The 13,133-nt window shown below is 31.1% G+C and carries 14 protein-coding genes; 9 read left to right on the top strand and 5 right to left on the bottom strand.

The window, feature by feature from the left end:
- Window positions 1–107 precede the first annotated feature (107 nt).
- Entirely contained in the window at window positions 108–1,037 is a 930-nt protein-coding gene (gene fba, locus N3C_RS13615; RefSeq protein WP_074366561.1) for a class II fructose-1,6-bisphosphate aldolase, read from the bottom strand.
- A gap of 271 nt (window positions 1,038–1,308) precedes the next feature.
- Here fba and N3C_RS13620 point away from each other — a divergent pair, with 271 nt between their 5' ends.
- Genes N3C_RS13620 through N3C_RS13630 form a run of 3 tightly spaced genes read left to right on the top strand, consistent with a single transcriptional unit; the run spans window position 1,309 to window position 4,689 of the window.
- Window positions 1,309–2,262 carry an AAA family ATPase gene (locus tag N3C_RS13620; protein ID WP_074366562.1) on the top strand — a complete coding sequence of 318 codons (954 nt, stop codon included), beginning with the start codon at window positions 1,309–1,311 and terminating at the stop codon, window positions 2,260–2,262.
- On the top strand, window positions 2,253–3,383 hold the full coding sequence (locus tag N3C_RS13625; protein WP_083604570.1) for a DUF58 domain-containing protein: 1,131 nt from the start codon (window positions 2,253–2,255) through the stop codon (window positions 3,381–3,383). Before N3C_RS13620 ends, N3C_RS13625 begins: the two co-directional genes overlap by 10 nt.
- Window positions 3,384–3,390: 7 nt before the next feature.
- Window positions 3,391–4,689 carry a hypothetical protein gene (locus tag N3C_RS13630; RefSeq protein ID WP_074366564.1) on the top strand — a complete coding sequence of 433 codons (1,299 nt, stop codon included), beginning with the start codon at window positions 3,391–3,393 and terminating at the stop codon, window positions 4,687–4,689.
- Window positions 4,690–4,716: 27 nt separating this feature from the next.
- Here N3C_RS13630 and N3C_RS13635 read toward each other — a convergent pair whose 3' ends face one another.
- Both N3C_RS13635 and N3C_RS13640 read right to left on the bottom strand, forming a co-directional pair.
- Window positions 4,717–5,097, bottom strand: coding sequence for a DUF4363 family protein (locus tag N3C_RS13635; RefSeq protein ID WP_074366565.1), 381 nt, complete (start codon window positions 5,095–5,097; stop codon window positions 4,717–4,719).
- The gene (locus N3C_RS13640) at window positions 5,094–5,807 is read right to left on the bottom strand and encodes a YetF domain-containing protein (RefSeq protein ID WP_074366566.1); all 714 of its coding nucleotides are present in this window, start codon (window positions 5,805–5,807) and stop codon (window positions 5,094–5,096) included. The genes N3C_RS13635 and N3C_RS13640 overlap by 4 nt, the downstream gene beginning before the upstream one ends.
- Before the next feature lie 292 nt (window positions 5,808–6,099).
- Between N3C_RS13640 and N3C_RS13645 the strand changes: the two genes are divergently transcribed.
- From N3C_RS13645 to N3C_RS13650, 3 genes are all read left to right on the top strand, one after another.
- Window positions 6,100–7,758 carry a nucleoside kinase gene (locus N3C_RS13645; protein WP_074366567.1) on the top strand — a complete coding sequence of 553 codons (1,659 nt, stop codon included), beginning with the start codon at window positions 6,100–6,102 and terminating at the stop codon, window positions 7,756–7,758.
- A 61-nt stretch (window positions 7,759–7,819) separates the two neighbouring features.
- Window positions 7,820–7,957: a hypothetical protein gene (locus tag N3C_RS15165; RefSeq protein ID WP_178377837.1), complete on the top strand. Its 138-nt coding sequence runs from the start codon at window positions 7,820–7,822 to the stop codon at window positions 7,955–7,957.
- Window positions 7,958–8,002: 45 nt separating this feature from the next.
- Window positions 8,003–8,335 carry a hypothetical protein gene (locus tag N3C_RS13650; protein WP_373432814.1) on the top strand — a complete coding sequence of 111 codons (333 nt, stop codon included), beginning with the start codon at window positions 8,003–8,005 and terminating at the stop codon, window positions 8,333–8,335.
- Between the two features lie 16 nt (window positions 8,336–8,351).
- On the opposite strand, the gene pssA is transcribed toward N3C_RS13650, so the two are convergent.
- A complete protein-coding gene (gene pssA / locus N3C_RS13655; RefSeq protein WP_074366569.1) occupies window positions 8,352–8,867 on the bottom strand; it encodes a CDP-diacylglycerol--serine O-phosphatidyltransferase in 516 nt (171 codons plus the stop codon).
- A gap of 178 nt (window positions 8,868–9,045) precedes the next feature.
- Between pssA and N3C_RS13660 the strand changes: the two genes are divergently transcribed.
- The 3 genes from N3C_RS13660 to N3C_RS13670 all read left to right on the top strand — a co-directional run bounded on the left by N3C_RS13660 (window position 9,046) and on the right by N3C_RS13670 (window position 11,201).
- On the top strand, window positions 9,046–9,474 hold the full coding sequence (locus tag N3C_RS13660; RefSeq protein WP_074366570.1) for a CBS domain-containing protein: 429 nt from the start codon (window positions 9,046–9,048) through the stop codon (window positions 9,472–9,474).
- Between the two features lie 115 nt (window positions 9,475–9,589).
- Window positions 9,590–10,474 carry a YegS/Rv2252/BmrU family lipid kinase gene (locus tag N3C_RS13665; RefSeq protein ID WP_074366571.1) on the top strand — a complete coding sequence of 295 codons (885 nt, stop codon included), beginning with the start codon at window positions 9,590–9,592 and terminating at the stop codon, window positions 10,472–10,474.
- A gap of 70 nt (window positions 10,475–10,544) precedes the next feature.
- The gene (locus N3C_RS13670; RefSeq protein ID WP_074366572.1) at window positions 10,545–11,201 is read left to right on the top strand and encodes a hypothetical protein; all 657 of its coding nucleotides are present in this window, start codon (window positions 10,545–10,547) and stop codon (window positions 11,199–11,201) included.
- Window positions 11,202–11,240: 39 nt separating this feature from the next.
- On the opposite strand, the gene N3C_RS13675 is transcribed toward N3C_RS13670, so the two are convergent.
- Window positions 11,241–13,106, bottom strand: coding sequence for a YgiQ family radical SAM protein (locus tag N3C_RS13675; protein WP_074366573.1), 1,866 nt, complete (start codon window positions 13,104–13,106; stop codon window positions 11,241–11,243).
- Between the last annotated feature and the right edge of the window lie 27 nt (window positions 13,107–13,133).

Here is a 13,133-nt window from a genome sequence, read left to right on the forward strand (position 1 = left end):
CACCCAATTTAATACTCCTATAGGTAATTTATCGAACTTATCCACAATTTCTTAAATATATAATTTCCTATAGAGTAAAAAATCCGCGGGAAACCCGCGGATTTATATTACTTGTTCATTGAGTTAACTGAACCAAGTACATGTTCAATTTTGTACTCTACAGTTTTTTGGATAGCGTCTCTTCCAGCTCCTAAATACTTTCTTGGGTCAAATTCCTTTGGAGTGTCTCCAAATACCTTTCTTATTGCAGCTGTCATAGCTAATCTAAGGTCTGTACCCATGTTGATTTTGCAAACTGCCATGGAGGAAGCCTTTCTTAGCATATCTACTGGAATACCCTTAGCTCCAGCTATGTTTCCACCGTACTTGTTGCAGGTTTCTACAGCTTCTGGATCAACAGCAGATGCACCGTGAAGTACTATTGGGAAACCAGGTAACTTATTTTGAATTTCTTCAAGTATATCAAATCTTAATTTAGCTTCTCCTGAGAATTTGAAAGCACCGTGGCTTGTTCCAATAGCGATAGCTAAAGAATCAACACCAGTTCTGTTAACAAAATCTACAGCCTGGTCTGGATCTGTATATACATGATGATCGCTCTTAACATCATCTTCTACTCCAGCAAGTACTCCTAATTCAGCTTCTACAACTACTCCTCTGGCGTGAGCGTATTCTACAACTTCCTTAGTTTTTCTTACATTTTCTTCATATTCAAAATGGGAACCATCAAACATAACTGAAGTAAAGCCAGATTCGATAGCAAGCTTAACTGCATCAAGGTCTGGACCGTGATCTAGATGTAATGCTACATCTATTCCAGTTTCTTCTATAGCAGCATCTACCATAGCCTTTAGATATTTTGGTCCAGCATATTTTAAAGCACCTGTTGAACATTGGAGAATTACTGCTGAATTCTTAGCCTTAGCTCCGTTAACAACACCTTGAATTATCTCCATATTATTGATATTAAATGCTCCGATAGCATAACCGCCTTCATAGGCCTTTTTAAACATTTCTTTAGTAGTAACTAATGCCATTTTTATTCCACCTTTCATTTAAAATACCGGTTTTGGGACATAAATAGACCCGCTGGGACTAATATGTACAATTTCATTATAAAGCATAGAGTTTTATTTTTCTATATTTATTATGGATTTTTTAAAACTTTTTTACTCAATAAATATATAAATAAAAAATAATACTAAAGACTATAAAAAGTAATAAATATTTCATGAAAAGGAAAAATGAATAATTATATTTAAATTGATGTAAATTTGATATAATCATATTAAGAAAGAAGGTGTTATTATGAAAGTAGAAAATATTCAAAAGTTAGGCAATAAGATAAAAGAAAACATAAATAGGGTAATTGTAGGTAAGGATGAAGTAATTGATGTTATTTTAACTAGTGCAATTTGTGGGGGACACATCCTTATTGAAGATGTGCCTGGTACTGGGAAGACTATGTTGGCAAAGGCCTTGGCTAAATCCATAGGTGGCGATTTTAAAAGGGTACAATTTACTCCAGATTTACTTCCTTCTGATTTGACCGGTATCAATTTTTTTAATCAAAAAAACGCTGAATTTACTTTTAGACAGGGTCCTATTTTTACAAATATACTGTTAGCGGATGAAATTAATAGGACTACACCAAGAACTCAATCTGCACTTCTGGAAGCTATGGAAGAAAGACAGGTTACCATAGATGGTAATACATATGTGCTAGATAATCCTTTTTTAGTTTTAGCTACTCAAAACCCGGTAGAAAATCAAGGAACATTTCCTTTGCCAGAAGCTCAGTTGGACAGGTTTTTTGTAAAGGTAAACATGGGATATCCAAGCTTTGAAGAAGGAAAGGCAATTTTAAAGCGATTTATAAAGGATAATCCTATTGAAAATTTAGAAGCAGTTTGCAGTAAAGAAGAGTTAATTGAAGCTAGTGAAAGCTTTAAAGATGTTTTTGTTAAAGATGAAATTATGGACTACATACTTCAAATAACAGAGAAAACCTTAAAACATGAAAACATAATCTTAGGGGTAAGTCCAAGGGGAACTATTGCCTTATTGAAAGCTTGTCAATGTTATGCTGCCCTGAAGGGGCGTAGCTTTGTTATTCCTGAGGATGTACAAAGTATGATCTTTTATGTACTGCCTCATAGGATCCTTATAAAGGATACATTAAGGATAAAAGGAATAAAGGCTCAGTCTTTGTTAAGGGATATTATCCAAGAGATAAAGGTCCCTACGGAAAAATGGTCATAGCAATAGGTGAAACTATGAGAATACTAATAATTTTAGCGGTAGCTATAGGTTTTTATAAAATTATCAGAGAAATTTATATAAGGAATTGTTTTAAAAATATAAGTGCAGAAATTGACTTTGATAAGAAAGAGATTTTTCAAGGAGAAAGATGTAAGATAAAAATAAGTTTAACTAATAAAAAGCTTTTTCCTTTGTGGTGGATACTTGTAAGATATAAGCTATCGAAAAATCTAGTGTTTGTAGAAGAAAGTAATCTGCAAAAAGGCCATGATAATTATAGGTCAGAAGGTTTTTATCTTCGAGCCTATGAGAAAGTTACTAGAGAATATACCTTGTTAGCTCATAGACGAGGTTACTATGAAATTAAAGAACTTGAGCTTTTAAGCGGAGATATTTTTAGCAGTACCCGATTAATTAAGAAATATGATAATGAGGCTGTACTTTTTGTTTATCCTCAACAAGTAGCTATTGAGGAGATAGGTTTATTATTTAATAAAATTACCGGTGAACTTATAACTAAAAAAAATTTGATAGATGATCCCTTTCAATTGAGGGGAATAAGAGAATACTCACCCTTTGACAGCATGAAAACTATAAATTGGAAGGCAACTGCTAAAAGCGGTGAACTGAAGGTTAATCAATTTGATAGTACATCTAGTGCTGGAATTACTATACTTCTAAATGTTGAAAAATATAATGAATTCGATGATATGGATATGATAGAAAGGGGTATAAGCATAGCTGCTTCCATGGCTAATGAATTTGTTAAAAGAGGTATGGAGGTAGAAGTATTCTCTAACGGTAGGGATGAAACTACTAAAAAAGCCTTAGAAGTAAATGCGGCAAGCTATAATGAAAAAATTAGGGAAGTTTATGAAGCTTTAGCTGCCTTAAATACAAGTAAACAAGAGTTCACACTAGCAGATTTAATTAATAATAAAATAGCAATACAAAAGAAAAATCGTGTAATATTGTTGGTCTCTCATTTTTATAGTCAAGAAGCTAAAAAAGCCTTTAAGTTAAAAATAGAAGAAGGTTATAGCCTAATATGGATAGTCCCTAAAATAAAAAAAGAAAGGGAAAACTTTGATGAGTTGGAAGAATATATTGTAGGGATGTGAAGATGCTATGGAAAAGCATTATCTAATAATACAAAATAGTGAAAGTTGGATCAATAAGATACCCGGAAAGTCATTGCTAATTGAAAGCTTAGAAGCTGTAGTGCGTTTTTTCCTTATTTTTACTCCAGTGTTTTTGCTTTTTTATGGTGATGGAGGAATAAGGGATATACTTATAGGTATGCTTATTATGCTACCTTTTCAATTAAGTATAGTAGTGTTAAAGCATAAAACAAAGAATGGTTTTAGATTTTTAACATATAATTTTCTATTGATTATTTGCATATTTATGTTTTTTTCTAGCTTAGAAGAAAAAATAGTGTATACTATTATTCAATTATTTACAGTGTTTTACTATGTAAAGAAATTAAAAGCTAAATCCACTTATTATTTGAATTTGTCTTCCTTAATTTTTACTATGTTACCCTATATATTTTACTATGGCTTAGCTACAATGACTACATTACCAGAAAGCATATCTATAGTTACTATAGCTGCAATTATCAACATTATTACTATTTTAGTATATCTGCAGATAATAAGCAAAAGTGCGGTATTAGCTTGGGAGGATAATAATTCAGGAAAGATTAGGGAAGGCATGAATAAAAACTCTGGAGCTATTATTTTTCTTGTGATATTTACAATGCTCTTCTTCAACGTTATCTTGTGGTTGTCTGGAGCCTTTGATGTTGCTGATAGCCTTTTTAACTTTATACCCAATAATACAATAAACTACAATATGGATAACTTTCTAAATCCAAAAAAGAATAATAATGATCAAGTAGAATTAGATACAGCCAAAAAAATACAAGAATTATTAGAAGCTGAGCAGAAGGATTCAAAAATACTTATGTATATAGGTTATATTTTAAAAGTTACATTAATAGCAATAGTTACAGTAGTATTAATCTATTTATTGTATGCCCTTGTTATAGAAGGTAAGGAAGCTTTAAAGGATTTATTAGGTTATAAAAAAAATACAAAAGAAAAAAGAGAATCGGTGTTAAAAGAAAGTGATATTGCAAAGGTTATTCCTAATACTATTAATAGAGTAAAGGGTAAATTTAAAGAATCTACGGATCTTTCAAATAACGTGAAGATAAGACGTTTGTATAAAAAACTTGTAAAAAGTTATAAAAAATTAGGGGTAATCCCTGAAAAATATCATACTGCTAAGGTTATAAGTGAAAATATGGAATCAGTTAGTTCTAAAGATTATAGTCTATTGACACATATATATTATAAGGCTAGATATGGAGCGCAGCAGTGTGGTGAAGAGGATGTAAAACGTGCAAAAGAAAATATGTAGTTTTTATCAGAAACATTATAAAGTATACTAAAATATATTTGAAATATTTAGTTTTTGCAGGTCTGCTATATTTTGCGAATAAAACTTAATAGTGTGACTGCAAGTTAATGCATCATCTTTACTTTTACACTTTACATATTGTGTAAGATTCAGAATTTCATTATTCAAGCTATCTATTTCTACATGATTTACAAAAACAGTCATAACTTTAGCTTTTTTTATCCAGCTATAATATAAATCATTTGATAGTTTATCTGCTTCCTCCCAATTTTCAGCGTTAATTAGTTCTTCTAACTTAACGCTTTTTTCTTCTACTTCTTTACATACAGTGTTTAAGTAATTTAAAGCATATAGCATACCTATTATCATTAAAATAAAAAAACTTATAGAAATCCAAAGATTTTTCAAAGCTCTACCTCCTGTTTTTTATTAGGATTTTTTTCGTAATCAGAATAATCTTGTATAAAGAGTTTACCTTCTGTGGTCATTATAGCAAGGAAGATATCTTTTATATTTTTTATATTAGCGGATTCAAGTTGATTCATTAACCATTTTTCTGTTTTATTAATTATTTTTAAGTTTTCCCAACATATTTTTCCTTGACTTATGATAATAACAGGAAGGGTTTTAGCATTTATTTGGATATTCATATCACTTTTAGTAACTGGTTGATTGTTATCTTTAGGAATAACAGATACTTGACCATTGGTTTCTAAAATAGCATATTCCACATCATCAATATTAAAGTAACCTTTCATCCTTAGTTCTTCCATGAGATCATTGACAGTAAATACTTGATTCTTTAGTTCTGACAAAACAAGCTTTCCATTTTTTATTACTATACTAGGCTTGCCATCGAAAAAAGTTCTTGCCTTATCAGATTTTAATTCTAATACGGATATTGCTATTTGAATTACAAGTAGGGTCACTATTGGAATTATCCCATGAATCAAGGGAATACGGGTATCTTGCATGGGAAGGGAAGCAAGTTCAGATATCATGATAGCTATAACCAGTTCATAAGGTTGTAGTTGACCGATCTGTCGTTTACCCATAATTCTCATTGAAATTATAACCATAGCAAAGAGTATTATTGTTCTTATAAGTACAATAAACATACAATCACCTAAGCTCCTTTAAAGTAGTATGTATATATAGAGAGATGGAAATGAAACCATATATTTCAATATATCCTTTTAAGTTATGTAATTGCATATCTATAGTTTTGCATATTAATCAAAAATTATGAGTGAATATTTATATTATTGCTTCTTAAGAGTAGAATAATTCTATTTTTATTGTATAATAGAACTATAGTTTAGAATTTTCAGAATATAAAATGTGATGAAGGTGAAATAAACCTTTTAAACCTAGATTTTAGCAAGGCTTGAAGAAAGGCGGTAGTTTAAAATGAATACTCTGAAATTGAAGTTGGTAAATGGAAAAACTATTGAAGCAAGAAAAGGAATAATCGTTGCTGATTTAATAAATAAATTTAAATTAAAGGGTGAAAATGAACCTATACTTGGAAGACTAAATAATAACTATTTAGAGTTGTCTAGTCCTTTGACAGAGGATGGTGAATTTGAAGTACTTGATATAACTCATCAAATGGGTATGAAGGCCTATATTAGAACTTTACAGTTTATCTTAATAAGGGCAGTGTGTGATATATTCCCTAAGGCTAAAATTACTATAGAGCATTCTTTAGGTAATGCTTTGTTTGGAGAAATTCATAAAGAGATCCCTTTAGATAGTGAAGATTTAATAAAAATAAAAGAAAAGATGCAAGAAATTATTGATGCAGATTATCCAATCCATAAAGTTTCTAAAACTACGGAAGAGGCTATAAAAATCTTTGAAGGATATGGTCTTGAGGATAAAGTTCGTTTATTAAAACATCAAGATATTGAAGAATTCAACCTTTATGAGCTTAATGGAAGATACGATTATTTTTATGGACTAATGGCTAATTCCACCGGAGTTATTAAGCTTTTTGATCTTATGTATTATGAGCCTGGATTTATATTGAGATTTCCTTCAGAGAAAAATCCTAATGAAATTCCAATCTTCGTTGAAAGAAAAAAGCTAACAAAAATTTTCTATGAAACGGAACAATGGGGAAATATATTGGGAGTAGGAGATGTAGGCTCTTTAAATGAAAAAGTAGATAATAATGAGATAATTGACATCATTAGAGTATCTGAAGCCTTACATGAAAAGAAGATAGCTTATATTGCAGATATGATTCATGACAGAAAGGAAGTTAAAGTAGTATTAATTGCTGGACCATCATCTTCTGGTAAAACCACCTTTGCTAAGCGTCTAGGTATTCAGCTTAGGGTTAATGGTTACATTCCAATACCTATTTCATTGGATGACTATTTCGTAGATAGAGATAAAACTCCATTAGATGAAGAGGGAAAACCAGATTTTGAATCTCTTTATGCTCTAGATTTAGATCTCTTTAATAAGCACTTAAATGACATGCTTCAAGGTAAAGAAGTAGAGGTGCCCAAATTTAATTTTAAAACAGGCAAAAGGGAAGAAAAAGGGGAAAAACTATCTATACCTAAAAACGGAATAATTCTTATAGAAGGTATTCATGGACTAAACGATATGTTAACATCCACTATTCCAGCAGAAAATAAATTTAAAATATATATTAGCGCTCTTACTCAGCTTAATTTAGATGATCATAATAGAATACCTACTACCGATGTAAGAAAGATTAGAAGAATTGTTAGGGATTTTCTATCAAGAGGTTATGGAGGAGAACAAACCTTGATGATGTGGCCGTCTATAACAAGGGGAGAGGAAAGAAATATATTTGTATTCCAAGAAGAAGCAGATGTTATGTTTAACTCTACTATAGTATATGAATTATGCGTATTAAAGAAGTTTGCGCTGGCAGAGCTTTCAAAGATCAAGCCTGATAGTCCAGTGTATTATGAAGCAAATAAATTAAAAACCTTTTTAAGCTTCTTTAAGGAAGTTGATACCTCTTTAGTACCAGAGAATTCAATCTTACGTGAATTTATTGGCGGCAGTTGTTTCTATAAGTATTAATGAACATTTTTAGCTACTTCCTAGTATTTTATTAAAGTAGAATTAAAATTAGGAGGTAGCTATGTTTTTTCATTATCCAGATTATTATGTTTTAGAACTTTTAGAAGATAAGGAAGAAAGAAAGCCACAAATAGAAGAGGAAAAGGATTATTATGAGCGAGAAGAGGACTCGGACAAACCTTTGAAATTGAAAGAATAAAAATTAGTAATGATTAATATAATGTTATGATAGAAATATTATACGGTGGTAGGGTTGAGCCAAAGAAATGTAATAGAAAATTACTATGCTGATATAAATAATCTTGCTGATCTACTAACAAAATTAGTGAATTCCTATAGATTACTAATAGCAGGAGCTAATGAGTTGAACAATATTTCATTAGCCCATAGAAGGGATATTAAGGATGCTTTAAATAGGGCCAGTGATCTAGGCAAGGTTATTGATCATATAGTGGATGCTCTAAAGGATACAGATCATGCTTATGTTAATTATTGTAAGCTAAAAACTACGGCTTTGAAAGAACATTTGCAATTAGACTATATTAAAGATGAAATCGATAATGAATTAAAGTTATAAAAAAATAAAAAAGGTGCTACACCTTTTTTATTTTTAGCTTACTTACCATTAAATAGGATAAGGATATAAGAAAAATCATTGGTAAAATAATAGGAGTAGTTTTATGCATAGTTAAAAGTGAAAATAAGGTCATAATTGAACCTGCTAGAGTTATAGGTATTCCCATAAAAAAACCATCAAAGCTAGTACAATTATATCTTGCTAGTCTGTATGCACCTGCTATTGGAAATATTAAAACCACAAGGTAGCCTGGTATACCTAAGCTATAAAACTCATATAGAGAGAACACTAACAGAGCTGGGGCTACACCAAAGGAGACTAAATCTGCTAGGGAATCTAACTCCTTTCCAATATCACTAGATACATTTAATAGTCTAGCAATTCTCCCATCATATCTGTCCATTATACCTGCTATTAAGATAAATAAACAAGCCAATTGGAAGTTACCTTTTTGAAAGGTCATTAAAATAGAGAGTATACCACAGGATAAGTTTCCTAAGGTAAATACATTAGGTATTGCATTTTTGTGCATAAATAAATCACCTCAAAAAATAAATAGATAATTCCTTAAAATAACTATAATTGCTTCACAATATATTATACACTAAATTTGACAAATAATTAAGAGCTAATGAATATATGTGAAAAAATTATAAGATTTTTGATCTTGAGCATACTATCTATGTAAAGAATTTTAGAGAGGTGATAGTGTGAAAGTTAGAGATGTTATGACAAGGGATGTAGCTTGTGTAGATGTTAACGATAATGTAGAAAGAGCAGCTCAATTAATGAATGAGTATAATGTAGGTTCAGTACCGGTATGCGAAAATGGAAAGGTTGTTGGAATAATTACAGATAGAGATATAACTTTAAGATCTGTAGCAAAGGGTGCAGAAAGCTGTAGTCAAACCGTTAGAGAAATTATGTCATCAAATCCTGTTTGCGGAAGTCCCGATCAAGATGTACATGATGCAGCAAGAATTATGAGTGAAAGACAAATAAGAAGACTTCCTATAGTGGAAAATGGAAGGTTGGTAGGAATGATATCCTTAGGTGATATTGCTGTGGAACCTACTTTAAAAGATAATGCTGAAGAGGCTTTAAAAAGTATATCGGAGCCATGTAGTCCTAATATGTAAAGAAGAATTTCAATAAATCCACGGTCTATTGACTTGTGGATTTATTTGCTTTAGTGGTATAATTTATGTTGATTATTATAAATATATATTAGAAAGAAATTATAAGGAGATAAATATGGAAAAGGTAAAATTTATTTATAATCCTTATTCTGGAGAAAATTCTATTATAACAGATATTGATAAGGTTATAGCAGTTCATCAGAAGTATGGTTATACAGTTATACCCTATAGAATTAATTTAGGCTGTGATTTAAAGGAAGCCCTACAGGATTTGGATGATGAATATAAGTACATATTGATTGCTGGTGGGGACGGCACCGTCGATACTGTTGTAAATAATATGAAGGAATTAAACATAAATCTACCTATTGGAATTTTACCGGTAGGCACTGCTAATGATTTTGCAAAGCATATAGGTATGCCGCAAGATGTGGAAGAAGCTTGTGAAAAAATATTAAATAGTAAACCTAAAAAATTAGATATAGGAAGAATCAACGATAAACATTTCGTTAATGTAGCTAGCACTGGTTTATTTACAGATGTTTCTCAAAAAACAGATACTAATTTAAAAAATACCATGGGGAAGCTTGCCTATTATATTAAAGGTATAGAGCAGTTACCTAACTTTAGAAGCTTAAAGATAAAGGTTTTAGCAGAGGAAATGAAATACATAGGAGATATGTATTTAATGTTAGTGTTCAATGGACAAACAGCTGGAAATTTAAAATTAGCCTATAAGGCCTCTTTAGAGGATGGATTACTTGATGTAATTATAGTAAAATCTGCGCCAATAAAAAATATTGTATCCTTATTAATAAAAATGGCTAAAGGAGAACATCTGGAAGGCAATGATACTATAGTTTATTTTAAATCAAAGAAGATTGTTATAGAATGTGATGAGGATATTGTAACGGATATAGATGGAGAAAGAGGACCAGATTTCCCTTTGGTAATAGAATGTTTGCCAGGTGATATAGAGGTTCTTGGCGTTAATCAATGATAAAGTAAAGAATATTTTAGCAGCTTTCATAATAAATATATCTATAGAATAATTAATGAAGGAGATAATAATGCCTACTTCTTATATTTATATATTTATTGAAATGCTGCTAATTTTGATTGCTGTTATGGCCGCTAGAACAGCAAATAAATATGCACCAGATAAGATTAAACTCTTATCAATCATTATTATAACTTTATGGGGATTAAGGTTTGTCGCTAACATAATTTTATTTCAATCAAAAAACATTATATTTTTGTACATACTTAAGTTTTTTTCTCTTGTAAATTTAGCAACTATACCTATAACAGCTCTTCTATGCTTATATATTTTTTATAGAAATAGTGAAATTAAAATTGATTATTTAATATTAATTAGTGTTCTAGTCTTATTGTTCTACACAATAACAGTCTTTAAATTGGACTATAATATAAAAAGAACTGAAAGTTTTGGATATATCATATCCTTTCAAAATTGGCTATTAGTTGATTTTGTGTTTATTGTACTTGTTTCTATAATAATGATCTGTGCCTTGATGATTATAGGAGAAAAATTAGTAAATAGCATAGGGGTAAGTTTATTAATAGGAGCTTCTTCTTTAACTATAATTGAAATAGTGTTAAAGGTTTTGGGAATTCATATATTACCAAGACTAGTTATTAGTGATATAGGATGGGTTTTAGTGTTAGTATATGCTATTAATGCCATTAAGAAAAATAAACATTGATATATAGTAAAATAAAGGCTTCAGTTAGACTGAAGCCTTTTACTTTTTTGCTTTTGAAGGTGAAGTTGATTTTTTTGCTTTTTTTGCGGTTTCTGTAATTTTTGGAGGTCGATTAGGAATAAGACAATTTTTATGGTTGCCTATTAAGTCTTCCCTACCAGCCATTATTAATGCCTTCTTAACAAGATTATAGTTTTTTGGTAGTTTATATTGTAGCAAGGCTCTTTGCATGTCTTTTTCTTCTTGAGTCTTAGGCACATAAACCTTTTCTCCGGTCATAGGATTGATACCAGTATAATACATAGTGGTAGATAAACTTCCGGGAGTAGGATAAAAGTCCTGAACCTGTTCCGGTGTATAGCCCATATCCTTTATATAAAGGGCTAGATCTATAGCTGCATTAAGGTCTGAACCAGGGTGGCTAGACATTAGATAAGGAACTAGGAACTGTTTTTTACCCAGTTTTTTATTAATATTAAAGTATTTATCTACAAACTTATCATAAACATCACGGGAAGGCTTCCCCATTTGTTTTAACACCTTATCACTAATATGTTCAGGGGCAACCTTTAATTGACCACTAATGTGATGTTGGCATAATTCTTTAAAAAATTCATCCTTTTTGTCAAATATTAGATAATCATATCTAATACCGGAACGTACAAAGACTTTTTTAATACCTGGTAGTTTACGAACTCTTCTAAGTAAATTTAAGTATTCACTGTGATCGATTATAAGGTTTTTACAGGGAACAGGAAAAAGACATTGCTTATTTTTACAGGTGCCTCTTTCGATTTGAACCTTACAAGCTCTGTGCCTAAAGTTAGCGGTAGGACCACCTATATCGTGAATATATCCTTTAAAATCCTTTAAACTTGTAAGTAGTTTGGCTTCTTCTACTATAGAGTCTGCACTTCTATTTTGAATAACTCTCCCTTGATGAAAGGTTAGAGCACAAAAGGAACAAGAACCATAACAGCCACGATGACTGGTTATTGAAAATTTTACTTCCTTTAAGGCAGGGATACCTCCCTGTGATTCATACATAGGATGATATTCTCTTGTGTAAGGTATATTATAAAAGAAATCCATTTCTTCTACAGAAAGAGGGCTTTGAGGAGGATTTTGTACTACATATTCACTGCCATGTTTTTGGATAATAGTTTTTCCTCTAATATCATCTTGCTCCTGTGCTTCTAATTTAAAGGCCTCAGCATAAGCTTTTTTATCACTTGAAACTTCTTCAAAGGAAGGAACCTTTATATAATCTGATACATGCTGAAGGTCTTTAGTTATGTACATAGTACCCCTTATATTGGTAAGATTCTTTATATCACCGCCGTACCTTAACATATCTCCAATCTGGACTATAGTCCTTTCACCCATTCCATAAACTAACAAATCTGCTCTAGTATCTAGAAGAATACTTCTACGAACTTTATCATCCCAATAGTCATAGTGGGCAAATCGTCTTAAGCTAGCTTCTATACCTCCGATTATTATTGGTACATCCTTATATGCTTCCCTTAGCTTATTACAGTATACGATTAGAGCTCTATCTGGCCTAAAACCGGCTTTTCCACCAGGTGAATAAAAGTCATCATTTCTTTTTCGCTTAGCGGCAGTATAGTGGTTTACCATGGAATCTATATTACCGGAGGTAACTAAAAAGGCTTTATTAGGTTTGCCTAGTTTTTTGAAATCCTCTAAGTTTCTCCAATTTGGTTGGGCTATAATTCCTACTGTAAATCCTTGAGCCTCTAAAACCCTTCCGATAATGGCAGCTCCAAAGGAAGGGTGATCTACATAGGCATCTCCGCTAACCACAATGAAATCCAATGTATCAATATTTCTAGCGGCTAAATCTTCTTTGTTAACAGGTAAAAAAGTATTGGTTAATCTCATTAGCAAAATCTCCATTTAATTTTTTTT

This window comes from Clostridium sp. N3C (assembly GCF_900095445.1).
Taxonomy (GTDB): domain Bacteria; phylum Bacillota; class Clostridia; order Clostridiales; family Clostridiaceae; genus Clostridium_AU.

Excerpts from the sequence above, each read along its gene's own strand:
- fba (WP_074366561.1), bottom strand. The coding sequence starts at position 1,037 with ATGGCATTAGTTACTACTAAAGAAATGTTTAAAAAGGCCTATGAAGGC.
- N3C_RS13665 (WP_074366571.1), top strand. The coding sequence starts at position 9,590 with ATGGAAAAGGTAAAATTTATTTATAATCCTTATTCTGGAGAAAATTCT.
- N3C_RS13625 (WP_083604570.1), top strand. The coding sequence starts at position 2,253 with ATGGTCATAGCAATAGGTGAAACTATGAGAATACTAATAATTTTAGCG.
- N3C_RS13640 (WP_074366566.1), bottom strand. The coding sequence starts at position 5,807 with ATGTTTATTGTACTTATAAGAACAATAATACTCTTTGCTATGGTTATA.
- N3C_RS13675 (WP_074366573.1), bottom strand. The coding sequence starts at position 13,106 with ATGAGATTAACCAATACTTTTTTACCTGTTAACAAAGAAGATTTAGCC.
- N3C_RS13630 (WP_074366564.1), top strand. The coding sequence starts at position 3,391 with ATGGAAAAGCATTATCTAATAATACAAAATAGTGAAAGTTGGATCAAT.
- N3C_RS13620 (WP_074366562.1), top strand. The coding sequence starts at position 1,309 with ATGAAAGTAGAAAATATTCAAAAGTTAGGCAATAAGATAAAAGAAAAC.
- N3C_RS13645 (WP_074366567.1), top strand. The coding sequence starts at position 6,100 with ATGAATACTCTGAAATTGAAGTTGGTAAATGGAAAAACTATTGAAGCA.
- N3C_RS13670 (WP_074366572.1), top strand. The coding sequence starts at position 10,545 with ATGCCTACTTCTTATATTTATATATTTATTGAAATGCTGCTAATTTTG.
- pssA (WP_074366569.1), bottom strand. The coding sequence starts at position 8,867 with ATGCACAAAAATGCAATACCTAATGTATTTACCTTAGGAAACTTATCC.
- N3C_RS15165 (WP_178377837.1), top strand. The coding sequence starts at position 7,820 with ATGTTTTTTCATTATCCAGATTATTATGTTTTAGAACTTTTAGAAGAT.